Below are 26,861 nucleotides of genomic sequence, written 5' to 3' on the forward strand. Positions count from 1 at the left end.
CATTGTACGATGAACAATTGCCAACGTAATCGCCAAAGTATGACTTACCATCCGTCCAACAAGGTATACATTCCGTACGGTCGTGCTTACCAACCTCATGCCCGGAGGAACACTGTCCAACAAGTATGCTAAAGGACTTTCTTTACATCTTCCATAAAGATTTATATACTTGCTGTACACATTCAAACAAGGGAGCACAGCATGAGCACAGGTCAGACAGTTGGATACGTCAGGGTAAGTTCGATTGGTCAGAACACGGCACGCCAGCTTGACGGCGTGACAGTCGATCAAACCTTCACCGATAAGTGCAGCGGTAGCGACACCAACCGCCCCGCCCTTCAGGCGATGCTGGCTCATGTCCGTAAGGGCGACACCGTAGTTGTTCACGAGATTAGCCGCCTTGCCCGTAACACTGCCGACTTGCTGGCATTGGTGAAGCAGTTGACGGACAAGGGCATCACCATCACCTTCAAGAAAGAACAGCTTACCTTCACCGGCGACAAGTCTAACCCGATGAACCAGATGCTCCTTACCATGCTGGGCGCTGTCTCTGCCTTTGAACTGTCGATGATTAACGAACGTCGGGCCGAAGGCCAAGCCAAAGCCCGTGAAGCCGGTACGCACATGGGACGCCACGCGAAGCTGTCAGCCAACCAAGTAGCCGCCATCTGCCAGCGTGCCACCGCAGGCGAGAGCAAGACAGCCCTTGCCGAAGAGTACGGTGTTAGCCGTGCCACGCTGTACGCTGCCATAGCGGGTGCGAAAGCCGCCGCCTGACGCCTCGACAGCCCCGCCCCGCCCTTGCCGGTGGTGGTGTAGGCTTCACGCAGCCCAGCAGGCCCATTCCGGCCTTCCAAAGATATTTGGAACGCGGCACAGTCGAAATTCACGGCCCCGGCTGGCCGTTAAGCGATCCGACCAACCTTGAATTTTTTTTAGGTTTTTTCCCGCCTACCCGTTCATGTACGCCGCCGCCAGTTTCCTGAACTCATCTTCCGACTGGCAGATTTGTTTTTCACCAGATAGGGCCACCACGTTGCACTTCATCGGCGGCACTTCCCAGTATTTCTTCACCTCGTCTGTGTGCCAAATGTACTCTCCGAAGTTCTTGTTCTCGAAGGCGTCCATTACGTACTTGAACGTGTAAACCGTCTTCTGTGACACCGTTTGATTTTCAAGCAACACCATGCACTTGTTCAGCTTCGTTTGATAGTGGTTTTCGTAAGCAGCCATGCCGCCTTCACGGTAGCCCAGAGATACGAACATTTTTCGGGCCTGTTCTGCACACTTGCCTTGCAATGAAAGAGATGCAGCCTCCATGTGTTCGTTCGCAGCCGCAATCTGCTGCTTCTGATCCTTGATGGTAGCCGCCTGCTGACTCGCCAGAACGCCAAGGCCAACAGCAGCAGCCAAGGGTATGAGAATGATTGCACGCACGTAGTTTGCCCCAGTGAAAGTTGTTCACCGGATAATGCATTGAAGCCCACCGGAACGCAACGGGTAAACCAAGCCCAGCAGTTGCAAAGTGCTTACTTATCGCTTACTTGAAAATTGGACGGACGAACCACGGCAAGTAAGCATCGGCAATTTCGATGCAACCCGTTGATATGAATGAATAATTATGGTGCGGCTGGCGGGGATCGAACCCACGACCCTTGGCTTCGGAGGCCCAAATTAGCACCAGCATCCATGCGGATTAGCGATATATTTCCCCTTTCTTGGCACAATTTTGGCACACTGTTGCCTCATTTCAATGCTGCCAACAAACACTATGCCCACCATCCGTAAAAAAGGCGAAGGCCAGTACCACGTACAAATTCGCAAGCGTGGCTACCCTACTCAGACCAAGACCTTCACCAAGGAAGCCGACGCCAGGCGCTGGGCAACGATCATCGAGTCCGAAATGGAACGCGGCGTGTTTGTATCCCGCAGCGAAGCCGAGGCGACACTCGTCAAAGACGTACTGGAACGATTCGCTACCGAGGTACTACCAACCAAGCGCAGCGAGCAATCGGACAAGTCTCGCATCAAAACATTGGCAGAGGCATTTGGAGATTATCGCCTGGCCAGCCTGAACTCAACTCAAGTTGCAAGGTTTCGTGACCAACGCTTGAAGGTTGTCGGGCCACAATCCGTAATTCACGAAATCAATCTACTGAACCGGGTTCTTAAAACTGCCAGCATGGACTGGGGTATCGCCCTACCTGGTGGATTACCGACTACCCAGGTACGCAAGCCAGTTAGGCCAAGAGGACGTGATCGTAGAGTGACGGAAGAGGAAATCACCAAGATTCTGAAAGTCACAGGTTCGGTCGAGTTGCGAGCGATTGTTATCTTGGCGGTCGAAACAGGCATGCGCCGGAGCGAGCTGGCCTCACTAACCTGGAACGAACTTGACTTAAAAAAACAAACAGTACACCTACCTAAGACAAAGACAGATGTGCCTCGAACAGTTCCACTGTCGAAATCTGCGATCAAAGCGCTAAAGGACTTCGGTACAAAGATTGAAGGCAGAGTCTTCACCTTGCGAGCCGAATCTATGAGCCAAGCATTCGAAAGAGCTTGCGAACCTCATAGGGCCAACATCATCGGGCTAAGATTTCATGACTTGCGCCATGAGGCGACCAGTCGATTGTTTGAAAAAGGATTAAATGTGATGGAAGTGGCAACAATTACAGGACATAAGACTCTAGATATGCTTAAGAGATATACCCATTTAAGAGCCGAAGACTTGGCAAAAAAGCTAGATTGAGTCCGCCCCGTAGACACCCAATGGGATTCGTTTATCAAGTTACTACAACCGCAGATCTCGCCAGCCTCGTCCAAATCGCCTAAAATATTACTTTTTCTTAACACTATATGAGCGCACGAAAGGCAGCATGTCGATTTTTGTAGGAAAGCACGCGCTCATTGATGCGTTTAGTGAATTGGTAGTTCTCGTTGACGGTTGTATGACGGCCGGCGTGCAACTGAGTGAAATTAGAAATGTTCCTATTTTCTCGTACATCCTTACTGGCAAGCAGGCTGATGCCTTAAGAGAAATTTGTGTGGCACAAGGTTGGCCAATACCTAGCAACCGAGGTATAGAAATCGATGTGCGTTATATCGCACACGTACTCCAGTCACGCGACACAAAAGACCAAGTTGACACTTCGTTTGTGACGGAGATACTTACCGCTGCTTATTGCGAATATGGAATTGTTGAAATCAACAAAACACGAAATCAACAAGCAATTGTGATAAACGCAACGAAAAAAATACCATTAAATGGCGCAAAATACTATGGAATGGCGATTATTGAGGTTCAGCAGGAGCCTACAGGAAACGTTAAATTGGCTCCAAAGACTGCTTACCATGCGACGGAGGCAAAGCTCCGAGGGATACAAAATAAGAAGAACAACTGATTACGAGGAAGGACGGCCTCTCAAGCAAGCTTCCTCACTAAAGAGAACAGCCTATACCACTTGAAATTTCCCTTCATATGACTCATGGGTACCCTTGAGTCTCGCAGCTCCGCCGACAAATTTTCTGCTGTCAACGTAATCAGGCTCTATTTTGGTCGTTACTAACAACGCTGTCAACAAGTAATTGGTATCGAATTTGAGTAATCTCCTGTTGAAATAAGGTATTTTTTGATCCAAGTGACAACACTAAGGCAGAAATTTTGCCGAACTCATCTCGTATCTGCACCCCCGCCCCCTAAGAGCAAAATTTCCGACTGGACGGCATCGTCGCTGGCCGGGACGACCGGCCAAAACGCTCCTACATGCCACCATGAAGCAAAAAGGGTTCCGCTTCGCTCCAGCCCTCGCGGGCCTCAAATCGCCCTTTTTTCGACCCGCGAGATGATACCCCAAGCCACCAACGATTCACTCACCGAAAAGCTGATCAAGAAGCAATTCCACCCGAGCGCAACCGGCTGATGTCTTAATCGCTTCAAGCGGCGTCTCACCACAATGACGTAAGGCAACCTTCTTGTCGCGCAACCACTTAGTTGCAGCACCTGTACCGCGAAAATCTTGAACTGCCCTTCGAAAAATCGTTTCAGCACGTGGCCGATCTTCGAACTCGATGACGGTAGTGGGTCTAGAGCCAAGGTCAGATTCTGAGAGCCCAGGCACTGGAACGTAATCAATTGGCCGAGTACGATGACAGCGAGGGGACGAACACCCCCAAAACGACTCTCCCGTACTACGATTGTTCCGCACAACCATCAAACATCCACAAGCACATTGCACTATCGACTCGGCAACGTAATCACGTTTTCGAGCAGCGTCAACTATGAATCTGAAAAGCTCATTGGGTACTTCACCCTCTATGCCCCAGTGTCCACTCTTCTTGTCAAACGTGGCGCCATGCGCTTCAGCAAATTCCTGCATCGCATCAGGAAAAACAAGTATGGTCCAATTCTCTTTCATCACATTCCTTAGGTAGTTACAACGCGGCTGAGCTGACAATTTATAAAGGGTTGGGTCTGCTGTGAGGCCGTAAAACAGCCAAATCTGAAATCAAGGCAGAAAAATTCTAATGTAGGATCGCAAGGCATGCGACAGGCACTCAAAAAGTATTTTGAAGGTGGCGATACTAAGCAGCCATCCATCTGTTCCAATCGATCAATTTCGCATGCCGCCATTTTGCATCCCATGAGTAAACGCCTCCAATTTTAGTCGCGAAATTTTTACCTGATTTCAAATTTTCGTCATCTGCAAAATCAACAGAATTTCCGTCTTGCTGGTGGCCATGGACTTGTTTCGCAACATCGCCGGCAAGAAGGAAAATCCACTGTGGTCCTCGCTTTCCTTCGTTTCCGCCAAGCCGCCCAGGACGACGATTTCCCCGTCGCCCATGCTCAACTCGGTGTTGACCTCGCGCACAATTTTAGTCGGCGACCCGTTCACGCCGCTTTGCGTCACCGCGAAATTAGACACCTGTTGAGAAACCCTCAGATCCACGATGGAGTCCCTGACAACCGGTGCCAGGTCAAAGATCACGCCGGAATCCTGATAATCGACCGACTGCACCGGAGAACCGCCGCCGACCGGATACGTAACGGAGCCGATGACCGGCACTTTCTGGCCGACGTTGAACCGCCCCGTCTTACCTGACTTGACCCGCAGCGACGGCGTGCTGACCACCTTAAACCGACTGTCAGTGGACAACGCCGAAAAAACCGCATCAATCGTCTGACTCTTGAACCGCACGAACGCGTCCAATGGACTAGCGCCACCATTAGCAAGGCTCAGCTTCCCGCCCAACAAGTTGACCGCGAGTGAGAAGGCTGACCCGTCATTAACGCCAGAGGACACTTCATACACCACACCGCGCACCATCACCTCCCCGGCCCTGTCGTCCACCTGAGGCAAAAGCTTCTTGAGCATGGCAATCTCTTTCAAGCTTCCCGTGAAGATCATCGTGTCGCCCGACTGGTCCATAAGCGCCGTGGCGGAACCGTCTGGAACCGGCTTGTCGGTGCGAACAGGCTGGGACATCGGTATCGAGCGGTTCACCGAAAACTGCCCCTTCAACAATGGCGACAGCAACCGAGTCAAATACGTCAACTCGCGGTACTTCGGGCGGTAGACGAACATTTCCTTGTCTTCCTCGTGCAACTCTTCAAGCTTTTTCTTAGCGATGAAATCAGCGCCGCCGCGCCTGGTGACGCTCAACCCCAGCGAATCGAAGAACAGCGCTACGAAAGCCCGCAGATCGCCCTTGTTCGAATCGTAGCGGAACGAAACGGACCTCTGGTCAGCCAGCACCTCGGGATCAACCACGTAATCCCCGATCATCGCTTGCCCGTATATGAGCTGAACCACCTGCGCAACGTTGACCCCTTGGAAATCAAAACTCGGCGGCGTGAACTTCGCTGTCTCGGCAGCGTGGACTTGGAAGCAGGACCAGAACAAAAGCGCTATCAGTGTTTTTTTCATTTTTTAAATTCCGTTGACCCGGTAGCCGCGGTTGAAGCCGCGCCCGTCCAGCTCGTCACGCGCTGGTCGTCAATAACACCAATCATGGCCGGCCCGGTGTTCGTAAAAACGGAAGGCGACACCACCCGCACGCGACCAGAGGGATTTGTCACGACAATCCATTGTTCGCCGCGCGAGGTGTACTTGCCGACTATGCGCCAGGACTCACTAAACGGAGGCAGAGAGGGCTTGGCTGCGACGGCTGGAACGTCAGCGCCACCCAAAGGCTTGACGTCACCATGCCCCGACTGCACGGCCTTGGCGTCCTTCGCCGCACCGCCGAGACTCCCCGTCAGCGCCCGATATCCGAAATACGGCCCAGCCACAAGAAATATAACCGTCAAAACGGCCATTCCCCACAGCTTCGGATTTTTGAGGATGTTCTGTCGCTGATCCATCGGCTTTTCCTTGCCGACGCCCGCCGCGTACGACTTATAAAGCGGGAAAATATCCTTGTTATAGGATTTATTAAAGCGGTCCAGCCGGCAACGGGCGGAGGGGCTTTTGCCCTCGTATATCTCGATGCGGTACTTCGTCGGCATGCCAATGGCTTTGAGCTTGGTGCAAACCGTCGTCATTTCGACCGTGTTGCGCACCTTTGGATGCAACAGCGTGTGGTCTTGGATCATCATTGCGATATCGCACGAAAGGCCCGTCACCGGGTCCGTGTAATGGCGATGCATGCGAAAGAACTGCATGTGGTTCGGCGTGATCTTGCAATCCTTGGCCCACACGCGCCAAACCTCGTCAACACACACCAAATCGCCACCCTTAACCACGCTATTAACGCCGGGAAGACTCTCGTCCGGGAAGAAATCCGGATGCAAAATATCATCATCGGCGAACGAAACAATAGTGCCGAGTCGTTCGCGGACGACGCCTTTTTTCTCCACCAGGTAATCATAGATTCCGTCCGGATTAATACCGGCGATATTCGTCACCACGCGCCGGCCCTCCGCGATCGCCGGCAAGATCACGGAGGACACCACCTCAAAGGACTTACCCGACCCTTGCAGGCCGGTGTAATTGTTCATCGCCATGAAAGCCCCTTAGCCGATGAACGGAATACGACGAATGATGAAGCGGGCGCCGTAGGCAGACAGCACCATAGGAATACCGACATCAAACCGGAAGAGATCGAGGAAGTACCACATACCAGCAGGGATGCCACCGAAAGCACCCGTGAGACCGGCAGCAGACGGAAACACCCCTGCGGCCTGCAACACGGTCACAAAGCCCGACACGACCGCAAACAACAGCGTAAAGATCACAAACTTGACTACCACACCACGCAGCACGAAGCCGAGAACAGCGTTTAGAGCGGAAAGGACAATACCGAACATGAGACCCCCTAAGCGGCGAGAACGATCAACAGCGCGGCCAGCGCGAAAAACAGCAACATCGTCGCAGATATCGGCGTGCGGAGCTGTTCAGCCAACTGACACTGACCATCCATCGCGAACTGGTGATCCCACATGCTGAAGGTCCACGTCGGGCACGTGCTCGAATGCGCCGGCACCACGAAGCTGCGCACACCTGGTATCGAGTTAAGAAGAGGATCGAGAATAGACTGTGCAGAAGGGGTCGCTTCCAGCGTCGGAGAACCTATGCCCGGATCTGAGCCGAGATTCACTTGCTCACCCGTACCCGGATTGATCTGGACCGGAGATTGGGTCTCAGGATTGATCACAGAGCTGGGCGCACCTGAAGGAAGATAGAACGGACTCGTTGACGTGCCGCCGCTGGGGGCAGCACCACCGCCGACACCGACAGCACCAGCTTGCGGCGCCACGGCATCGCCCACGGTGGGCCAGTGAGACGGATTCGCCTGCTGGAAGGCGACAGCGTCAACGGGCGTGATCGGATTAGCAGCGTCATAAGGCACGCCAGCATATCCGGGTTCAGCAGCGGATTTCTTCCATGCAGCATCAGCAAGCGCAGCGACGACAAGCGGATTAAGCTCCTTCGCAAGATCAGCGGCAGAAATGTTCGAAACGGCGGTCTGTAAATTGCCATTCGTTACATCAGCTCCAACAGTAGTAGTCGGCTGCGAATACCCGCCCATAGTCATGGCATCTTGCAAACTAGATGCCTGTCTCGGGTAGCCGCTTGAGGACCATCCCGACAAACATGAATTGGTAGGGTTCTGATACGGCGGCCCCAAACAAGCACTAAAACTTGACACCTTTTCACCAACACGGACGCAATTGTTATTCAAGTTGTTGACGTTGATGCACGAACCACCAGCCGTAAGAGTCCACGGAGCACTTGAATCAGTAACAGTCGTCACACCACCGACAGTAGTAATGGTCCCATCGGCATTGATCATCCACTTGACGCCATCGATAGCGAAATCAAACAAGTAGGTCAAGCCGATGCCCAGAGCTGTAGCCGCCGCAGCAGTGACCCAAGCGGGAGCAGTAACACCAGCAGCGGTAATCAGGACGCCAGCAGCCGCAGCCCCAGCAATCGCGCTACCGGCATTTTTCAGTGTCAAATCGAACCGAGGATCGTTCGCAGCAAAACCGCGACTCTGCATCTTCTGCTGCATAACACCAGACACAGCGGTTTGCATCGGTGTCACAGGAACAGGCGCACCCGCCGCGATGCTACGCAGCGAGAAGAAACATAAAAACATAAGCACAAAAAGACGCTGCATGATTAACCCCTTTTCAAACCTTCGATGACGGCCCACGCAGACAGAAGACCCCACAAAAAACACCCGAAATACCAGACCTGAACCACTGTCATAATTCCCCCTACTTTTGCTGCAAAAGATTTAGCTCGCTAAAGCCTTCAGCCATAAAAAAGGGGCAACCGCAGCCGCCCCTTTACCCACGCAAACCCGCGCTTAGCCGCGGATCAGTGGCAGCAGAATTTTGACGCCGCGGATCAGCAGGTAGACACCGGCAACGCCAACGGCAATTGCAATCACACCGGCCAGGACGGTCGTGAAGCTGACCACAGAAGTCAGCGAGGTCAGGTCTGGATCGACGGCGAAAGCCGGCAAGGTTGCACCAGAAGTCAGAGCCAGAGCAGCGAGCAATTTCAGTTTATTTTTCATTTACAACCCCTATTTGGAAACCGGAAAACCGTCCGGACGGTATGACAAAAAATTAGCGGCCACGGATCAGGTTGAGCAGCAAGCCTACTTGCGAAGTCGCAACGTAAAGGCCTACTACGAACGTGAAGACCATCATCCAGATGGCACCCGCGACGGTGTAATCGAACGGCGCGACAACCGAATCGACCAATGTTTGTGAACCCGAATCAAGCACATACGCTTGCATCATCACCGGCTGTTGAAACACGCCTGAGACGTCGGCGCAAGGTGCAATGCTGGGCCCAATTTGCTGATCCTTGACACTACAAACGATGATCTGTTGAAGAGAGCCAGAGGCCATGATTTCCCTTTCTTGTTCTCTCACGCTGCATTAGAAAAATCACCCCTCTTCCCAAACTCTGTCTGGCCGAGCAAGCCCGGTAGTCACCAGCATCGGAACGATCTGAGTCACAAAATAGCCCTCGTGACAATTGACTGCGGCCGTGTCGACCGCCTCGGCAAAACCATCAAATCGTCCGGCCTCATGCGCCCAGGGGGTGAAGCCCACATCCCCTTCGCAAGGCATTAAAAACAAAGCCGATTCCTTGTCCTGAACGATGAACTTAACTTCCGGCCTATGCGGCCACATTTTTGACACCTTGGCCGGAAGGCTTCGCTGGCTCGATTGGCTTCAATGAATGGATGATGGTTTTTTGCGTTTTCCCATTTGTGACGATCTCCATGTCAGCAGTAGCCATGAAGGGAAACGCGTCAGCAAGGTGTTTGTATTTTTGGTACTCCTCAGCCTTGCCTAGACCATATTCGGCGCACGCGGTCCCCATGGCCGTGTCTTTGCTGCTGTCCAGTTCTGTTTCGACAAACACTTTTGTGCTGTCAAATGCCTGGCCGTTGTCCATCGTGCCTTTGGAAAACTTCATGCCGGTTACTTTGATGGTTGAGCTAAATTTCATTTTTTATCCTAGATTTTTTTTGATACGACCTACAGACGAGCCCGTTCCCCATTGAGGCCAAAAAATGGGGGGCTTATTGGAAATTGAGTAAAGTCTGGAACGACTGGTTTAATCTGTTTGTGAATGGGGACGGGACCCGAATCGTGAAAACTCAAAAAAGGTTTGAGACGCTTAGGGAAGGCCTCTTCATCCGCATTGGTGATCAGCGCGAGCGTTTCTTGGTCGCCATAAGTGGCACGAAACACACGGATATATTTACCGAACTGTCTCTTCGTAATTTCGACAGAATCATCCATCGTTATGTGTAGTGCACGCGCTTTAACTTCCATGCGTGCTGGAGTATCGGTTTTCGCAAATGCGGAAAATCCCGGATACGCGCCGACGAAGAATTTCCCCGGATTCAGCAAAACTTCAGGATTAATGACTGTGTTGGTATTTTTAAATTCCACCTCACATCGGCACCACGAAGACTCCTTGTCCCCTTCCTTTTTGCCCTTCTCATAGAAACGACAAAATTTGCTGGAGGAGCGCTGACCAATTGTCAAGGTACGTCCCTTGCCGCTCGGTCGATCCCAGTTGCCAAGCTTTTGAATTTCCGGCGGACGCCCCCCTTGCCTAAAACTAAAATTCCCTTCTTTCCACTGCTGATACGCCCAATCAACAGACAAGTAAGATCCGTCAAAGTCATCATGCGCGAGATCGATACGTGAAATAGATGGACGCACAGCTACCGAGGTCAAAAACTCATACATCCGTCGCTCCCAACCAATGGTGGCGCTAGCACAGCCCTGCCCAGAGAGCATGATCAACATGGTTCTGTTTTGCTTTCCAAAGCAAATAAATCCCATACCGTCCCCCAACACCCATGAGTCAGCATAAAAGTTCAATTTCTGCCCCCGATGCGTGGTAACGCCAAAACCGAAAATTTTCTCTAGTTGTCGACTTGCTTCTTCCACGTACTCATCATCAGTAATTAGGGTTCGCCCTGCTGTGTTTGACCATGTATCTTCCGAAACAGTGCAATTCATCCAATCTATTACGCAACATTGAGCTGCTGAGGGAACGCGGACAAGCAATGTCTTGGTTTCGCCTTTACCGGTCAACACCAGCTTCACATCTCCAAAATCTTCGTCGCAAACACTCTCCCAATATTCAGACTTGGCGCCTACTAGGTTTTCCCCCATGTTATTAATGGGGGTGCTTTCGGCGGCGCTCACATGCGCCATTTTCGGCACTAACCCCGCCTTTTCGGCCTCTGCGCCGATACGTTCCGGCAGTGCAGTGGCGCTGGCGGTACGTTCGGCGCATTCGCCGACAGGCTTGTCGATGCCGAACAACTGAGCCTTGACGGCGCGAACGGCGGACGAACGGCCGGTGGCGGTCGCATAAGCCGCAGCGGTATCAGGAACCGAATTTTTGGATTTTTTCATGTCTATTCCAGCTACGAGGCAGCAAGCAGGCCGCCGATGTCGTTCAAGCAAATGCAGACCGCCTGGCTAGCGGTTTCGGCCACTTTGCGTGCCGGCGGCGTGGACGGGACCGCCTCCAACTCATCGCGAAAACCCGGAAGGTTGTCGGCCATCCACTCAAGGCGCTCGGCCAGTGACTTAGGCTTAGAGTGCGATTTCATACACTTCCCCGTAATGCCGTCTTACGTGGGCGCCCACGCTTGCGCGGGATCGGGTCGGGCTGCAGTTCAACTGAGTAAGGCAACGGCATGGGTGACCGTTGAACATACTTAGAAAAAAACGCCTGAACATCCTCCAATCTCCACAGCAGACGTTTGCTACCAGGAAGACGACAGATTGGAGGAAGCGAACTAGGATTGCGTGACGCATCGCTGCGAACGCTCGCCGGCGATTTGTGGATGAGTACAGCTAACTGATCGACGCTAAGCAATTCTGAAGTCATTGAAAGTTCAAGCATGATTGGGTATATTTTAAGTATGTGTACGCTTCATATTAGTGTACGCTTTAAAGAAATATACGCTATTTGTTTTTCCATTGCAACAGTTCGCCTACATGCGCGACAATTCCGCAACGAAGGAGCGCGAGAAAAATGACCAGAACGGCGAAAGAGGTGGAACTTAGTGAACGATTGCGCGCGAGGATCCCAGAGAGATTTGGTGATCGTGGGCGGTATAAATTGCTTGAGGAGAGCAGCGGCATTCCAGCGAGTCGATGGAAAAACTTGCTCTACGGAAAACAAGTTGCTACGTCTGAACAACTGGATTTCTGGCTGAGGAGGTTCCCAGAAGACGAATTTTGGTTGAGGACCGGCCTGGAAGATGCGGCAGCAACAACCTTTCCCTTCGGAATAGCGCCCCCCGACCCATCTAGGAGTGGATCGATTGGCGTGCGGCTTGGTTGGGTTATAGAAGAGTTCGCATCGCCCAAAGGCAAGGATCTCTTCGAATATTTAGCGAAGCGCTATCGCCCATCCACTGTAACTGCCGAGGACTGGCGCAAGGTCATCCTTCGCGAAGTTGAGCCAACGCTGGAAATGGTGGAATTAATTTGCAGCGACCGACCGCATTTTCTCACGTGGGTTGTGTTGGGACGATCGACACCAATAGCAGTCGATCCGACTGACAAATCCTCGGTCGAACGCTGGAAAAAGCATAGATTGGACGAAATTGAGCGAATGCTTCAGTTGGCAAAAAAAAGTGCGAAGGCAGCAAAGACCACCACCAAGGAACCGTCTAACCCCTAGGCCCTAGGGCTACCGGACGGCGTGGTCATGGGCTCGCGAAACGCGTATCGCAAAGCTCGAGCGTCGTTCAATGCGTGGTGTTCCGGCAAACAATTTTTCAAGTGAAATTCGTATCTCAGAAGTTCATTGATGTGACGAGTGCCGACAAGCCTTAGTCGGACATAAGATGGTAGCGGGAAATCGAAGACACGCAAAATCAACTTTTCATCAAATTCCGAATCGCAGCAGATGCACACGTCATCATCGATCTTTACGATGGCAAGCCAATTCAACAAGCGGATTCGAAGATCCTCAAGCGAACACGCAGCGAGAGGATCCGCACCTAACAATGGAAGGACGATATCGCGGACGAACTCGCTGCAGGATTCGACGGAGTAAGGTACCTCAGCATAAAATTCCTCTCCCGTCGCAGCAACCAGACCGATGCTGATCAGTTCTGGATCATGAAAGCTGGTGAATTCGGTATCGAGAAAAATAAGTTGGCCGGCCATAGTATGGAATGATCAACGGGTGAGAGAAATTTCATTCGGCAATTCTAGCAATTGGGGGGCCAGCAAATCTCAGTGTGCCACAAAACCACAGTGCTGTAGAGTGAGACGGCACAATTTTGGCACAGTGGGTGTGCTCAGCAGTGCGTAAGTACGCTCAACACTGCACCATGGTGCAAGCGTTAAGCTTTTGAATAAAAAAGGAATTTTGGTGCGGCTGGCGGGGATCGAACCCACGACCCTTGGCTTCGGAGGCCAATACTCTATCCACTGAGCTACAGCCGCGTAGGGGGAATTTCTGAAGTGATGCGAAGGATACCGTTTTTCTTTACCTACGTCTACGGAAACTGTCGTATCGCAGGCAATTGCATGTCACTGGTCATTTTTTGTGCCTATAATTGTGGGTTTCATAAAGGTTTGCATCCAGGCATGTAAAAATGCTACCTTACACGGCCATCAGTTTCGAATCTGGACTAAGGACATCATGAGCGACGCACATAACGAACAACAATCAGCGATCAAAACGCCTAAACAATTGCTTGCCGCCGTAGCTGGCTTCTTTCTCATCACCGTCATCGGCATCATCTTGCTGGTGCAATATGTCACCACCCAAAAACTGACAGGGGCCGGCTCGGACAGCCAGTCGCCGGAAGCCATCGCCGAGCGCCTGAGCCCGGTAGCCAATGCCGGCTACACCTTCAAGGATGCCAGCGGCCCGAAAGTGCTGCAAAGCGGCGAAGCCATCTACACAGCCACCTGCGTGGCCTGCCATGGCGCCGGCGTGGCCGGGGCACCGAAGTTTGGCGATGCGGGCAGCTGGTCGGCCCGCCTGGCCCAGGGTTACGATACGGTCTTGAAACACGCCATCGAAGGCTTGCGTGCCATGCCCGCCAAGGGCGGCAATCCCGACCTCGACGATGTGGAAGTGGCGCGCGCCGTGGTCTACATCGCCAACGCCTCGGGCGGCAAGTTCAAGGAACCGGAAGTGCCGGCGCCCGCCGCAGCCGCTGACGGCGCTGCCGCACCTGCTACTGCAGAGCCTGCAAAATAAGCGGCTTCGCTGCATCACGGAACCGCCCATTCGGGCGGTTTTTTTTCGCCTGCAGCTTGTGCCAAATCAAGCACCATAAAAAAACCGCCCGGCTTGCGCGGGGCGGCTGGCAACTTATGCCGTAAACAGCACTCTTACCACATGATGACGCGGTCTTTTGGCGGCAGATACATCTTGTCGCCCGGTTTCACGTCGAAGGCCTGGTAGAAACCTGGCTGGTTGCGCATGGTGCCGTTGGCGCGGAACTGGCCTGGCGAGTGCGGGTCTGTTTTCAACAGCACGAGTTGCTGGGCTTCACGCATTTTCATGCGCCATACCTGGGCAAAGCCCGCGTAGAAGCGCTGTTCGCCCGTGAAACCATCGATGACGGGGGCTTTCTTGCCGTTCAGCGATAATTTATACGCCTTATAGGCGATGGCCACGCCGGAGTTGTCGGCGATGTTTTCGCCCAGGGTCAGTTCGCCATTGACGAAGTGCTCCTTGACGGGACTGAAGCTGTTGTACTGCGCCACCAGTTGCTTGGTTTTCTTGGCGAAGTTTTTATGGTCAGCCTTGGTCCACCAGTCGCGCAGATTGCCGTCGCCGTCGTACTGGGCGCCCTGGTCGTCGAAGCCGTGGCTGATTTCGTGGCCGATCACGCCGCCGATGGCGCCATAGTTGACGGCGTCGTCCGCGTTGGCGTCGAAGAACGGCGCTTGCAGGATGGCGGCCGGGAAGACGATTTCGTTCAGCTCAGGGTTGTAGTACGCGTTCACCGTCTGCGGCGTCATGCCCCACTCGTCGCGGTCGATCGGCTGGCCCAGCTTGTTCAGTTCGCGGTTATAGTTCAGCAGGTGCGAACGCTGGACATTGCCGACCAGGTCGTCCGGCGCCACCGTCAGGCCCGAGTAATCGCGCCATTTGTTCGGGTAGCCGATCTTGGTGGTGAACTTGGCCAGCTTGATCTGCGCCTGTTTCTTGGTGACGGGGCTCATCCAGTCGAGCTTGTCGATGCTCTGCTTGTAGGCCGTCATGAGGTTTTTCACCAGCGCTTCCATGCGCACCTTGCGTTCGGCCGGGAAATATTGCTCAACGTACAGTTGACCCACGGCTTCGCCCAGCGCGCCTTCGACGGCGCCCACGCCACGTTTCCAGCGCGGGCGCATTTCCGTCACGCCCGTCAAGGTGGTGCCATAGAAGGCAAAGTTTTCATCGACATACGCTTTCGACAGATAGCCGGCGTTGGCGTGCAGCAAGTGCCATTGGAAATACGCTTTCCACGTCTCCAGCGGCGTCTTGTTGGCGATCTCGGCAAAACCTTTCAGGTAGCTGGGCTGGCTGACGATGACGTAATTGACCTTGCCGGCGATGCCCGTGTCCTTCAGGTAGCGCGCCCAGTCGTAGCCTGGCGCCACGGCGGCCAGTTTCGCCAGTTCTACCTTGTTGTAGGCCTTGACGGGGTCGCGGTTCTCCACATTGCTCCATTGCGCCTTGGCCAGTTCCGTTTCCAGCGCCAGGATGGCTTTCGCATTGGCGGCCGCATTCGCGTCACCGGCCAGGCTCAGCATTTTTTCCACGTGGGCCAGGTATTTGGCGCGCGTATCGGCCTTGCCTTCTTCCAGGTAGTAATCGCGGTCAGGCAAGCCCAGGCCGCTTTGCACGATGTCAGCCACGTACTTGGTGGAATCCTTGGCGTCCTGGTGGATGCCGAAATCATAAGGCGAGGTCACGCCCAGCTTGCTGAAGTGCGCGATCACGGCGGGCAGTTCAGCCTTGTTCTGCAAGGCGGCAATTTTCGCCAGCTCGGCGTTCAAGGGGGTCAGGCCCAGGCTTTCCAGCTTGGCTTCGTCCATGAAGCTATTGTAGAAATCACCGATTTTCTGTGCATTCGAACCAGGGGCGCGGGCCTTGTCGGCGCTCGCGCCTTCGACGATGCCGCGCAGCTGCGTTTGCGTATCGTCGGCCAGCTTGGCAAAGCTGCCCCAGCTCGACTTGTCGGCAGGAATCACGGTTTCGGCCAGCCATTTGCCGTTCAGGTGCTGGAACAGGTCGTCCTGCGCGCGCACGGCCGGGTCGACGTATTCGATGGCGATGCCGGAGGTGAGCACAGCAGGCGCGGCGGCCGTGGTGGCGACGGCTTTTTTGGCGGTATCGGCGGCGCCGGCCATGCCGGACACGCCAGCGAGCAAACTCAGGGTCAATGCACTTAACAAATAACGATTCACGGTAATCCTCAATATTGTATTGTGTGGAATATAAGGGTCAGAACGCCCAAGGCTTCTGGCCCGGTTTTTGACTGTAGCATACGGGCCGAAATGACAGAAAAAACTTTGGCCAGAATGCAAGAAAGACCACGCGAGGTGGCCTTCCATGTTGTTACAGTAGTACGTTTTTCGCGACGACGCTCATCCGATTACCAGATGATGACGCGGTTTTCCGGGGCGACATACATCTTGTCGCCCGGTTTCACGCCAAACGCTTCATAGAAACCAGGCTGGTTGACCATGGTGCCGTTGGCGCGGTATTGGCCCGGCGAATGTGGGTCAGTCTTGATTTGCACGATTTGCTGCGCTTCGCGCATCTTGCTGCGCCACACCTGACCAAAGCCCATGTAGAAGCGCTGGTCGCCCGTCAAACCGTCGAGCACGGGCGCCGGCTTGCCGCCCAGCGAAATCTTGTACGCTTTATACGCGATCGCCACGCCCGAGTTGTCGGCGATGTTTTCGCCCAGGGTCAGCGCGCCGTTGACGTTGTAGCCCGGCAACGGGCTGTAGCCGTCGTATTGCCTGGTCAGCGCGTCGGCCTTGGCGGCGAAGTTCTTGCGGTCGGCCGGGGTCCACCAGTCGCGCAGGTTGCCGTCGCCATCGGACTGGCTGCCCTTGTCGTCGAAACCATGGCTGATTTCGTGGCCGATGACGGCGCCGATGGCGCCATAGTTGACGGCGTCGTCCGCGTTGGCATCGAAGAACGGCGGCTGCAGGATCGAGGCAGGGAAGACGATTTCATTCATCGTCGAGCTGTAATAGGCGTTCACCGTTTGCGGCGTCATGCCCCACTCTTCGCGGTCGATCGGTTTACCCAGCTTGGCCACCTGGCGCGCCGAGCCAAAGTTGGCTGCACGCATCATGTTGCCCACCAGGTCGCCCTGCACGATCTGCAACTTCGAGTAATCGCGCCATTGGTTCGGATACGCGATCTTCGGCGTGAACTTGGCCAGCTTGGCTTGCGCTTCCTGCTTGGTGTCAAGGCTCATCCAATCCAAGGTGTCGATGCTGTCCTTGTAGGCGGCCAGCACGTTTTTCACCAATTCCTGCATGTGCGTCTTGCGCTCAGGCGGGAAATATTGCGCCACGTACAGTTTGCCCACTGCTTCGCCCAGCACGCCGTCGACGGCGCCCACGCCACGCTTCCAGCGCGGTTGATTCTGCGTCACGCCGCTCAGCACCGTGCCGTAGAAGGCAAAGCTTTCATCGACGAAGTTTTTCGACAGGTAGCTGGCATAGCTGCGCAGCAACTGCCATTCGAAATACGCTTTCAGCGTGTCCAGGTCGGTAGAGGCCAGCACCTTGTTGTAGCCAGCCAGGTAGCTCGGCTGGTTGACGATGACGTAATCGACCTTGTTGGCGATGCCCTGGGCAGCGAGGCCCGATTTCAGGTCGTAGCCCGGGGTCAGCTCATTCAGCTTGGCAATATCGGTCTTGTTGTAGCGCTTCACGGGGTCGCGGTTCTCGACCTTGGTCCATTGCACTTCGGCCAGTGCCGTTTCCAGGGCAACAACGGCCTTGGCGCGTGCGGCAGCGTTCTTGTCGCCAGCCATGGCCAGCATTTTTTCCACGTGCGCCTGGTATTTTTCCTTCACGCCCGCCTGCTTGGCTTCCAGGTAGTAGTCGCGGTCGGGCATGCCCAGGCCGCTTTGGCTCACATACGCGGCATATTTGGTCGAGGCACGGGCATCCTGGCCCACGTACACGGCGTAGGGTGTCGAGACGCCGGTCTGGCTCAGGTGGGCGATCAGGGCCGGTATGCCCTTCTTGTCGCGCAGCGAGCGGATGCGGTTCAGTTCGCCGGCCAGCGGCTTCGTGCCCAGCGCGTCGAGCTTGGCTTCATCCATATAGCTGGCGTACAGGTCGCCAATTTTTTGTGCTTCGGAACCGGCTTTCTTGTTCTTGTCCTGTTGCGTGGCTTCGATGATGCCGCGCAATTGCGGCGTGGTGTCGTCGCGCAGCTTGGCGAACGAACCCCAGCTCGATTTGTCGGCCGGGATCTCGGCCGTGGCCAGCCATTTGCCGTTCAAATGGGTGAAGAAATCATCTTGCACGCGCACGGCAGGGTCGATGTATTGCACCTCGATGCCGGAAACAATGCCAGCGGCGGCAGACGCAGCGCTGGGCGCCACGGTAGGCGCGGCAGCGGCGGACGCGGGCTCGGCGGCGTTGGCAAACGCAGCCAACAGGGACAGGGTCAGACTGCTTAACAGATATCGATTCACGGATTGTCCTTATGGGCATGTCAAAAAGATCGGGCGGGTAGCCTCTGGCGGAGTGCCTCAGATGAAGAGTCCGCCGCGCCAGGCGCTTCAGGAATGTAGCACGGCAACTATTGCTTGACCATCCCTGCCGCCCCGGCGACACCGCGGCCGTTAACACTTGGTTGCCCTGGAAAGTTACCAGGCAGTACAAGCCGGCATGGGGTATATCAGCCCTTGGGAGCATGTTTTCCCAAAAACGGCGGTCCCTGGCGCCGCCATCGCCTCCAGGCCAGGGTGGCGCCAGGAGATTTTTTTACTTTACGATACACTTGCACAACAATTGAACAACAATTCCCTGGCAAGGCATGCAACACTTTACGCCTGTGCCTTAGTTTCCTGGCATATTCATGCTGGCGCCGCCACTGCCCACGTTCATACCCATGCCGCCCTTGCCGCCTCCCTTGCGCCCGCCGTGTTCGCCAGGCGGCGTACTGCGCGACTCGCCGTGCGGTGCAGCCGCATCCATCACGCGCGCCATCTGGCCGGCGATGAACTGGGCCACCGCCTGGCGCTGGTTCTCATCGAGGGCGTCGTTGACGCTCAGCCACCATTCGCGTACCTGCTTTTCTTCGGCCAGGCTGAGCGTGCTTTCACTGTCCAGTCCGCCCACCAGTTCGCGCAATTCCAGCCGGGACGCTTGCAAGCCCTGCGTCACGCTGGCTTGCAGGCGCTCGCGGCGCGCCTTGCGTTCGCGCAATAACTGGCGCGTTTTTCCGTCCACCTGCTGCCACAAGATGGTCTGATTCGCGTTGAGTTTCAATTCCGTCTTGAAATCGGGCGCCATGGGCAGCAAGTCTTCCAGGCGCATCTCGGCGATTGGCACGGCCGAGGCAGTCAAGGCGGTAGTACCGACCAGCAAGGCCAGGCTGAGGCGGCGCAAGGCGGGGGAAAAGGTCAACGATGTCATGGGGGCTCCGGATAAAAAAAAGCCTGCGTCCAAAGACGCAGGCAAAACCACTTCGGGTCGAGAATGCGAATCCACTATAGGCCCGCCGCACACGCTTTTTTTCGACTCTTACAAATGCTTACTCCCCTCAAGACTAACTATACATCGCATACAAAACCGCAACACTTGGCAAGCTGAATGGTCCGTTTTCAGGCCTACACTGTGCCCTGGCACGCTTTTTCCACGGCCGGTCCACGCCGGCAGAGTTTCAGGTCTATACTTTCAGGAAAGCGCCGCTCCACGGGGACTGGCGCTTGTGCAAGATATTACCGCTGCAAAGGTGCAATGATGGGCAAACTCAAAAATACCGGCTTGATCGGCCTGGGCGTGGTGGCCGGCGTCGCCGTCTCGCTGCAATTTTCAGCGATGGCGCAAAAAACGGTCGAGCCGCCCCTGCCCCTGGAAGAATTGCGCCAGCTGGCCGATGTGTTTGGCCTGATCAAATCCGATTACGTCGAGCCGGTGGAAGACAAGAAACTGCTGGAAGAAGCCATTTCCGGCATGGTCGCCTCGCTCGACCCCCATTCCGCCTACCTGGACAAGAAAGCCTACGCCGAACTGCGCGAAGGGTCCGAAGGCAAGTTTGTCGGCCTGGGTATTGAAATTGGCCTCAGCGAAGATGGCTACATCAAGATCGTCTCGCCCATCGAGGATTCGCCCGCCTACCGCGCCGGCATCAAGGCAGGCGACTTGATCACCCGCCTGGATGGCCAGCCCGTCAAAGGCGTCAGCCTGGACGACAGCGTCAAGCGCATGCGCGGCGAACCGGGCACCAAGGTGTCCTTGACCATCGCCCGCAAGGATGAGCCGCAACCGTTGTCCTTCGTCATCACGCGCGAGGAAATCCATCAAAAGAGCGTCAAGTCAAAAATGATCGAGCCGGGCTACGCCTGGCTGCGCGTGTCGCAATTCCAGGAACCGACCGTGGACGACATGGCCGCGCAGATCACGGCGCTCTACCAGCAAGACCCGAATATCAAGGGCATGGTGCTCGACCTGCGCAATGACCCGGGCGGCGTGCTGCAAGGCGCCATCGGCGTCTCGGCCGCCTTCTTGCCCAGGGACAGCGCCATCGTCTCGACCAACGGCCAGTTGCCGGACTCGAAACAGGTGTTCTACGGCCGCGCCGAGTACTATACCTTCCGCTCGGAAGGCGATGCGCTGGCGAAACTGCCCGCTGCCATCAAGAAAGTGCCGCTGGTGGTGCTGGTCAACACGGGTTCGGCCTCGGCATCGGAAATCGTTGCCGGCGCCCTGCAAGACTACAAGCGCGCCACCATCATCGGCACGCAAACCTTCGGCAAGGGTTCCGTGCAAACCATCCGCCAGCTGACGGCCGACACGGCCGTCAAGCTGACCACGGCTCGCTATTACACGCCGAATGGCCGTTCGATCCAGGCCAGGGGCATCGTGCCCGACTTGCTGGTCGATGAAAATGCCGATGGCGACGGCTTGAACGGCTTGCGCATCCGCGAAGCGGACCTGAGCAAGCACCTGAGCAACGACCGCGACCAGGAAAGCACCAAGGCTGCCCCCGTCAACGACGAAATGGAAGAGCAGCTGCGCATCATCGCCCTGGAAAAAACCCGCAAGCCGCTGGAATTTGGCAGCAAGGACGATTTTCAATTGACCCAGGCGCTGAACCATTTGAAAGGTTTGCCGGTCCAACTGGCCAAGGCGGAACCGGTGGTGGTGCAGGCCGAGGTGAAGAAAGAGTCGCACAAGTAAGACTGGCGTCATTTCCTGGCCATCGCACTGCGTCCCTTCGGACGCAGTGTCTGCATGCGATAAAAATCCACATGCTGCAACACATCCCCTCCCCCGCAACACGAAACTCTCTACAGTCGAGTCTGTTTGTGTAAAATTTGCTTCACTTATCGGCATCGCGCCGATTGCCAAATTTGAAAGCTTAACCATGAAACAAGTCGTCATCAGCGGTACCGGACTGTACACGCCGCCATTTTCGATCTCCAACGAAGAGCTGGTCGCCTGCTTCAATGCCTACGCAGAAAAGTTCAATGCCGATAACGCCGAGGCGATCGCCGCAGGCGCGGTGACGGCGCTGGACCTGTCGAGCGTGGCCTTCATCGAAAAGGCGTCCGGCATCAAGTCGCGCTTCGTGATGGAAAAGGATGGCATCCTCGATCCGGCGCGCATGGTCTCGCGCATTGCCGAGCGAGGCGATGACGAACTGTCGCTGCAGGCGGAAATGGCGGTGGCCGCCGCGCATGAGGCGCTGGCGCGCGCCGGTCGCACGCCGGCCGATATCGACATGGTACTGGTGGCCTGCAGCAATTTGCAGCGCGCCTACCCGGCCATGGCGGTGGAAGTGCAAGATGCGCTGGGCATCGATGGTTATGGTTTTGACATGAACGTGGCGTGCTCGTCGGCCACCTTTGGCATTCAGCAAGCCGTGGCCGCCGTGCAAAGCGGCCAGGCGCGCGCCGTGCTGGTCTTGAATCCAGAAATTACCAGCGGCCACCTGAACTGGCGCGACCGCGACAGCCACTTCATTTTCGGCGATGCCTGCACCGCCATCGTCGTCGAAGCCAAGGACACGGCCGTATCTACGCATCAATTTGAAATTGTCGGCACGGAACTGAAAACACGCTTCTCGAACGCCATCCGCAACAATTTCGGCTTCCTGAACCGTTTTGACGAGTCCGGCATGGGCAAGGCCGACAAACTGTTCCGCCAGCAAGGCCGCAAGGTCTTCAAGGAAGTGTGCCCGATGGCTGCCGAGATGATCAAGGCGACCCTGGCCAAGACCGGCGTGGAAGTGGCGCAAGTGAGCCGCTACTGGCTGCACCAGGCCAACCTGAACATGAACTTGCTGATCGCGCGCCTGATCCTGGGCCGCGACGCCGAGGCCAACGAGGCGCCCGTGATCCTCGACACCTACGCGAATACCTCGTCGGCCGGTTCGATCATTGCCTTCCACAAATATCAAGATGACATGGCTGCAGGCAGCCTGGGCGTCATCTGCTCGTTCGGCGCCGGCTATTCGATCGGCTGCGTGGTCGTACGCAAGGTTTAAGCACAAGAAGATAGAATCGCCTGATGCCTTGAATTAGGCGTAGATCCAAGTGGATGGCATGCGTTCACGGCCACCTGGACGAAGATGCAGCGCACATTTTTTGCAAAAAAGCGGCAGGATAGTTCCAGCCGCAGCTTTGTTGCGTTTATACTCAGTCGCTGAGCAGCCTCTTTTTTCTATCCGCACGTCCCCATAAGGAACCCAAAACGCATGCCCCACGACATCAGTCTGATCACCACCATCGCCGCCGCCCTCGGTTTCGGCCTCATCTTCGGCTTTATCGCCACGCGCATGAAGCTGCCGGCATTAGTCGGTTACCTGGCCGCCGGCATCATCATCGGACCGGCCACGCCCGGTTTCGTCGCGGATGCGGAAATCGCCGGGCAATTGGCGGAAATCGGGGTGATGCTGATGATGTTCGGCGTCGGCCTGCACTTTTCCATCGAAGATTTGTGGGACGTGCGCAAGATCGCACTGCCGGGCGCGGTTCTGCAGATTGCCGTCGCTACGGCGATGGGCATGGGCCTGGCCCACTGGTGGGGCTGGAGCCTGGGTGGCGGACTGATCTTTGGCCTGGCGCTATCAGTCGCCAGTACCGTGGTGCTGCTGCGCGCGCTGGAAGAACGCGGCATCCTCGATTCCCTGAATGGCCGCATCGCCGTCGGCTGGCTGGTGGTGGAAGACCTGGTCACCGTGCTGGTGCTGGTACTGCTGCCGGCCTTCGCCGGCCCGCTGGGCGGCAAGGTTGCGCCGGGCGCCGAAGCAGTCAGCCTGTGGCAAACCCTGGCCATTACCCTCGGGCAAGTGGCCGGCTTCATCATCTTCATGCTGGTGGTGGGCCGCAAGCTGTTCCCGTGGATCTTGTGGCAAGTGGCGCGCACCGGTTCGCGCGAACTGTTTACCTTGTGCGTGATCGCCGCCGCCGTCGGCATCGCCTACGGTTCGACCAAGCTGTTCGGCGTGTCGTTCGCGCTGGGCGCCTTCTTCGCCGGCATGGTGCTGCGCGAGTCCGAGCTGAGCCACCGCGCCGCGGAAGAGTCGCTGCCCCTGCGCGACGCGTTTGCCGTGCTGTTCTTCGTCTCCGTGGGCATGCTGTTCGAGCCGAACATCCTGGTTGAAAAGCCGCTGCAAGTGCTGGCCGTGTGCGCCATCATTATCTTCGGCAAGTCGATCGCCGCCTTTTTGCTGGTAATGGCCCTGCGCTATCCGCCAAAAACTGCCCTCATCGTCTCGGCCAGCCTGGCGCAGATCGGTGAATTTTCGTTCATCCTGGCTGCGCTGGGCCTGTCGCTGGGCCTGATGCCGCAGGAAGGCCAAAGCCTGATCCTGGCCGGCGCCATCCTGTCCATCGCCTTGAATCCCCTGGTGTTCAGCATGGCCAAGCCACTGCTGCGCGTGATGAGCAACAGCGATTTCGCGCGCAAGTTCGAACGCACCACCGACCCGCTGGCCGAGCTGCCAATGACGGTGCCGCAGGAAAAACTCTCGGGACAAGTCGTGCTGGTGGGCTATGGCCGCGTCGGCCGGCGCATCGCCGCCGCCCTGATGGAGCGGGGCATCCACTTCGTCGTGGCCGAGGAAAACCGCGAAATCGTCGACCAGCTGCGCAAGCAGGGCATTCCGGCCGTGGCCGGCAATGCGGGCGAACCGGCCGTGCTGATCCAGGCCCACATCACGCACGCCACCATGCTCGTCATCGCCACGCCGGATACCTTCCACGTGCGCGCCATGATCGAGACGGCGCGCGCGCTCAACCCCGCCATCATGACGGTGGTGCGCACGCACAGCGAGGAAGAGGCGGAATTGCTACGCGCGGAAAACGCTGGCAAGGTCTTCATTGGCGAACACGAGCTGGCGAATGGCATGGCCGAGCACGTGCTGCAGAGTTTTGATGCTGCCAAGAAAGGGCACGGCGCGCACTAAGCCAGCGCCACCGTCCCTCTCCAGCAAGCCTGCCCGCGCCCCAGCCGGCAGGCTTTCTTTTTACAGGCTGGCGGCCAGTTCCGCCCCTTCGCGGATGGCCCGCTTGGCGTCCAGTTCAGCCGCCAGCGCCGCGCCGCCGATTTTATGGAAACGCGGACCGCCCGCAGCCAGCGGCTTGCCATCCTTGTCCAGCGGCGGCATGAGTTCCGTCAAGCTATCCTGGCCGGCGCAAATGACCACGTTGTCCACCGCCAGCAGGCGCTGCTGTCCGCCCACGGTGATGTGCAAGCCTTGCGCGTCGATCTTGTCGTACGTCACGCCGGCCAGCATGGCCACGCCATTGCGCGCCAGCGCCGCGCGGTGCACCCAGCCCGAAGTCTTGCCCAAGCCCGCGCCCACCTTCGACGTCTTGCGCTGCAACAGGAAAATCTGCCGCACGGGCGCAGGCGCCACGGGGGGCACCAGGCCGCCGCCCGTGGCCGCGTTCAAGTCCACGCCCCACTCGCCCGCCCAGGTCGCCACGGGCTGGGGCAGCGGGTGCGCCGGGTCGTGCAGCAAGTATTCGCCCACGTCAAAGCCGATGCCGCCCGCACCGATGATGGCCACGCGCCCACCCACGGGCTTCTTACTTTGCAGCACGTCCAGGTAAGACAGCACCTTCGGATGGTCGATGCCGGGGATGGCCGGCAGGCGCACCTTGATGCCGGTGGCGACAATGACGTCGTCGTAGCCGCCGGCCAGCAATTGCTCGCGCGTCACGCGCTGGCCCAGGCGCAGCCCGACATTCAGCAACGCCAGGCGGCGGGCAAAATAACGGATGGTTTCCGTAAATTCTTCCTTGCCGGGAATCTGCATGGCCACCTTGAACTGGCCGCCCACGCTGTCGCTGCTATCAAACAAGGTCACCTGGTGCCCGCATTCGGCGGCCACGCAGGCAGCCGACAGGCCGGCCGGTCCGGCGCCGACGACGGCCACCTTGCGCGCGACAGCCTTTTTCGCATACACGAGTTCCGTTTCATGGCAGGCGCGCGGGTTGACCAGGCAGCTGGCGCGCTGGTTGGCAAAGGTATGGTCCAGGCAAGCCTGGTTGCAGCCGATGCAGGTATTGATCTCGTCGGTGCGCCCGGATGCCGCCTTGGCGACAAAAAACGGGTCGGCCAGGAAGGGGCGCGCCATCGACACCAGGTCGCAGTCGCCCCGTTCCAGGATGGCGTTCGCCTCGTGCGGCATGTTGATGCGGTTCGAGGCCACCACGGGAATCGTCACTTCGCGGCGCAAACGGCCCGCCACCGAGGCAAAGGCGGCGCGCGGTACCGAGGTGACGATGGTGGGCACGCGCGCCTCATGCCAGCCGAAACCGGTGTTCAGAATCGTCACGCCGGCCTGTTCCAGCGCCTTGGCCACCGTTACCACATCGTCCCAGGTATTGCCGCCCTCGACCAGGTCGAGCAGGGAATGGCGGTACATGATGATGAAGTTGGGGCCCACGGCGGCGCGGATGCGGCGCACGATCTCCACCGGCAAGCGCATGCGGTTCTCGATCGTGCCGCCCCAGCGGTCCTGACGCACATTCGTGCGCGCACACAGGAACTGGTTCAGCAGATAGCCTTCGCTACCCATCACCTCGATGCCATCGTAGCCGGCTTTTTGTGCCAGGCGCGCGCAGCGCACGTAGTCGCAGATCGTGCGCTCGATGCCCCGTTCGCTCAAGGGACGGGGGCGGAAAGGCGAAATCGGCGACTTCTTGGCGGAAGCGGAAACGACGAAGGGCTGGTAGCCATAGCGGCCCGCATGCAGGATCTGCATGACGATCTTGCCGCCCTCTTCGTGCACTGCGCGCGTCACCTTGCGGTGGTTGGGCACGTCGCCGAGGAAATTCAAGGTACCGCCGAACGGCAGCAGCCAGCCCTGGCGGTTCGGCGAGATGCCGCCCGTGACGATCAGCCCCACGCCGCCGCGCGCCCGCTCGCGGTAAAACGCGGCCAGCTTGCCATAATGATAGAAACGGTCTTCCAGGCCCGTATGCATGGAGCCCATGATGACGCGGTTGCGCAAGGTAGTGAAGCCCAGGTCGAGCGGGGCCAGCAAATGGGGATAGGAAGTCATGGTCGGTCCGATAGAGGGTGGGTTGCAGGCCGTACGGTAACAAGCATTGCCTGCCGCCGCAGCGTATTTCTCTAGACCGGGAGTTCTAAAACGGCGCCAGCGGCGCCA

At 56.7% G+C, this 26,861-nt stretch carries 24 protein-coding genes and 1 tRNA gene; 8 read left to right on the forward strand and 17 right to left on the reverse strand.

Going from position 1 to position 26,861, the window contains the following annotated elements; all coding sequences use genetic code 11:
• Positions 1-201 precede the first annotated feature (201 nt).
• The gene (locus ACQ4W6_RS03590; protein WP_436565816.1) at positions 202-777 is read left to right on the forward strand and encodes a recombinase family protein; all 576 of its coding nucleotides are present in this window, start codon (positions 202-204) and stop codon (positions 775-777) included.
• 174 nt (positions 778-951) lie between these two features.
• Here the strand turns inward: ACQ4W6_RS03590 and ACQ4W6_RS03595 are convergent, their stop codons facing one another.
• Complete coding sequence (locus tag ACQ4W6_RS03595) at positions 952-1,437, reverse strand: hypothetical protein (protein ID WP_436565817.1); 486 nt, start codon at positions 1,435-1,437, stop codon at positions 952-954.
• 334 nt (positions 1,438-1,771) lie between these two features.
• Between ACQ4W6_RS03595 and ACQ4W6_RS03600 the strand changes: the two genes are divergently transcribed.
• A complete protein-coding gene (locus ACQ4W6_RS03600; RefSeq protein WP_436565818.1) occupies positions 1,772-2,752 on the forward strand; it encodes a site-specific integrase in 981 nt (326 codons plus the stop codon).
• A gap of 127 nt (positions 2,753-2,879) precedes the next feature.
• Positions 2,880-3,404 carry a hypothetical protein gene (locus ACQ4W6_RS03605; protein ID WP_436565819.1) on the forward strand — a complete coding sequence of 175 codons (525 nt, stop codon included), beginning with the start codon at positions 2,880-2,882 and terminating at the stop codon, positions 3,402-3,404.
• A 465-nt stretch (positions 3,405-3,869) separates the two neighbouring features.
• Here the strand turns inward: ACQ4W6_RS03605 and ACQ4W6_RS03610 are convergent, their stop codons facing one another.
• The 10 genes from ACQ4W6_RS03610 to ACQ4W6_RS03655 form a co-directional block, all read right to left on the reverse strand.
• Positions 3,870-4,418: an MbcA/ParS/Xre antitoxin family protein gene (locus ACQ4W6_RS03610; protein ID WP_436565820.1), complete on the reverse strand. Its 549-nt coding sequence runs from the start codon at positions 4,416-4,418 to the stop codon at positions 3,870-3,872.
• Positions 4,419-4,688: 270 nt separating this feature from the next.
• Positions 4,689-5,930: a type II secretion system protein GspD gene (locus ACQ4W6_RS03615; protein ID WP_436565821.1), complete on the reverse strand. Its 1,242-nt coding sequence runs from the start codon at positions 5,928-5,930 to the stop codon at positions 4,689-4,691.
• The gene (locus ACQ4W6_RS03620; RefSeq protein WP_436565822.1) at positions 5,927-7,009 is read right to left on the reverse strand and encodes a zonular occludens toxin domain-containing protein; all 1,083 of its coding nucleotides are present in this window, start codon (positions 7,007-7,009) and stop codon (positions 5,927-5,929) included. Before ACQ4W6_RS03620 ends, ACQ4W6_RS03615 begins: the two co-directional genes overlap by 4 nt.
• 9 nt (positions 7,010-7,018) lie before the next feature.
• The gene (locus ACQ4W6_RS03625; RefSeq protein ID WP_436565823.1) at positions 7,019-7,312 is read right to left on the reverse strand and encodes a DUF2523 family protein; all 294 of its coding nucleotides are present in this window, start codon (positions 7,310-7,312) and stop codon (positions 7,019-7,021) included.
• Between the two features lie 8 nt (positions 7,313-7,320).
• Positions 7,321-8,628, reverse strand: a complete 1,308-nt coding sequence (locus tag ACQ4W6_RS03630) for a hypothetical protein (protein ID WP_436565824.1) — start codon at positions 8,626-8,628, stop codon at positions 7,321-7,323.
• Between the two features lie 192 nt (positions 8,629-8,820).
• The gene (locus tag ACQ4W6_RS03635) at positions 8,821-9,033 is read right to left on the reverse strand and encodes a hypothetical protein (protein ID WP_436565825.1); all 213 of its coding nucleotides are present in this window, start codon (positions 9,031-9,033) and stop codon (positions 8,821-8,823) included.
• Positions 9,034-9,085: 52 nt separating this feature from the next.
• Complete coding sequence (locus ACQ4W6_RS03640; protein WP_436565826.1) at positions 9,086-9,373, reverse strand: hypothetical protein; 288 nt, start codon at positions 9,371-9,373, stop codon at positions 9,086-9,088.
• 39 nt (positions 9,374-9,412) lie between these two features.
• Positions 9,413-9,661: a hypothetical protein gene (locus ACQ4W6_RS03645; protein ID WP_436565827.1), complete on the reverse strand. Its 249-nt coding sequence runs from the start codon at positions 9,659-9,661 to the stop codon at positions 9,413-9,415.
• Positions 9,648-9,983 carry a hypothetical protein gene (locus ACQ4W6_RS03650; protein ID WP_436565828.1) on the reverse strand — a complete coding sequence of 112 codons (336 nt, stop codon included), beginning with the start codon at positions 9,981-9,983 and terminating at the stop codon, positions 9,648-9,650. Before ACQ4W6_RS03650 ends, ACQ4W6_RS03645 begins: the two co-directional genes overlap by 14 nt.
• A gap of 29 nt (positions 9,984-10,012) precedes the next feature.
• Complete coding sequence (locus ACQ4W6_RS03655; protein WP_436565829.1) at positions 10,013-11,413, reverse strand: replication initiation factor domain-containing protein; 1,401 nt, start codon at positions 11,411-11,413, stop codon at positions 10,013-10,015.
• A 628-nt stretch (positions 11,414-12,041) separates the two neighbouring features.
• Here ACQ4W6_RS03655 and ACQ4W6_RS03660 point away from each other — a divergent pair.
• Positions 12,042-12,695: a hypothetical protein gene (locus ACQ4W6_RS03660; RefSeq protein ID WP_436565830.1), complete on the forward strand. Its 654-nt coding sequence runs from the start codon at positions 12,042-12,044 to the stop codon at positions 12,693-12,695.
• Here the strand turns inward: ACQ4W6_RS03660 and ACQ4W6_RS03665 are convergent.
• The gene (locus tag ACQ4W6_RS03665) at positions 12,692-13,186 is read right to left on the reverse strand and encodes a 3'-5' exonuclease family protein (RefSeq protein ID WP_436565831.1); all 495 of its coding nucleotides are present in this window, start codon (positions 13,184-13,186) and stop codon (positions 12,692-12,694) included. The genes ACQ4W6_RS03660 and ACQ4W6_RS03665 overlap by 4 nt on opposite strands.
• A gap of 206 nt (positions 13,187-13,392) precedes the next feature.
• Positions 13,393-13,468: transfer RNA gene (locus tag ACQ4W6_RS03670), tRNA-Arg, on the reverse strand.
• Positions 13,469-13,667: 199 nt separating this feature from the next.
• Between ACQ4W6_RS03670 and ACQ4W6_RS03675 the strand changes: the two genes are divergently transcribed.
• Positions 13,668-14,234, forward strand: coding sequence for a c-type cytochrome (locus tag ACQ4W6_RS03675; RefSeq protein WP_436565832.1), 567 nt, complete (start codon positions 13,668-13,670; stop codon positions 14,232-14,234).
• A 134-nt stretch (positions 14,235-14,368) separates the two neighbouring features.
• On the opposite strand, the gene ACQ4W6_RS03680 is transcribed toward ACQ4W6_RS03675, so the two are convergent.
• From ACQ4W6_RS03680 to ACQ4W6_RS03690, 3 genes are all read right to left on the reverse strand, one after another.
• The gene (locus tag ACQ4W6_RS03680; protein ID WP_436565833.1) at positions 14,369-16,438 is read right to left on the reverse strand and encodes a M13 family metallopeptidase; all 2,070 of its coding nucleotides are present in this window, start codon (positions 16,436-16,438) and stop codon (positions 14,369-14,371) included.
• 188 nt (positions 16,439-16,626) lie between these two features.
• Entirely contained in the window at positions 16,627-18,702 is a 2,076-nt protein-coding gene (locus ACQ4W6_RS03685; protein ID WP_436565834.1) for a M13 family metallopeptidase, read from the reverse strand.
• A gap of 367 nt (positions 18,703-19,069) precedes the next feature.
• Positions 19,070-19,648 carry a hypothetical protein gene (locus ACQ4W6_RS03690; protein ID WP_436565835.1) on the reverse strand — a complete coding sequence of 193 codons (579 nt, stop codon included), beginning with the start codon at positions 19,646-19,648 and terminating at the stop codon, positions 19,070-19,072.
• A gap of 324 nt (positions 19,649-19,972) precedes the next feature.
• On the opposite strand from ACQ4W6_RS03690, the gene ACQ4W6_RS03695 reads away from it, so the two are divergent.
• The 3 genes from ACQ4W6_RS03695 (at position 19,973) to ACQ4W6_RS03705 (ending at position 24,647) form a co-directional block, all read left to right on the forward strand.
• On the forward strand, positions 19,973-21,415 hold the full coding sequence (locus ACQ4W6_RS03695; RefSeq protein ID WP_436565836.1) for a S41 family peptidase: 1,443 nt from the start codon (positions 19,973-19,975) through the stop codon (positions 21,413-21,415).
• Positions 21,416-21,602: 187 nt separating this feature from the next.
• Positions 21,603-22,724 (forward strand): beta-ketoacyl-ACP synthase III, encoded by a 1,122-nt coding sequence (locus ACQ4W6_RS03700; protein WP_436565837.1) that lies wholly within the window; start codon positions 21,603-21,605, stop codon positions 22,722-22,724.
• 210 nt (positions 22,725-22,934) lie between these two features.
• Positions 22,935-24,647 carry a cation:proton antiporter domain-containing protein gene (locus ACQ4W6_RS03705; protein WP_436565838.1) on the forward strand — a complete coding sequence of 571 codons (1,713 nt, stop codon included), beginning with the start codon at positions 22,935-22,937 and terminating at the stop codon, positions 24,645-24,647.
• Between the two features lie 60 nt (positions 24,648-24,707).
• Here ACQ4W6_RS03705 and ACQ4W6_RS03710 read toward each other — a convergent pair whose 3' ends face one another.
• On the reverse strand, positions 24,708-26,753 hold the full coding sequence (locus ACQ4W6_RS03710; protein WP_436565839.1) for an oxidoreductase: 2,046 nt from the start codon (positions 26,751-26,753) through the stop codon (positions 24,708-24,710).
• Positions 26,754-26,861 lie beyond the last annotated feature (108 nt).

Source organism: Janthinobacterium woesei, from assembly GCF_051380875.1.
Lineage (GTDB): Bacteria > Pseudomonadota > Gammaproteobacteria > Burkholderiales > Burkholderiaceae_D > Janthinobacterium.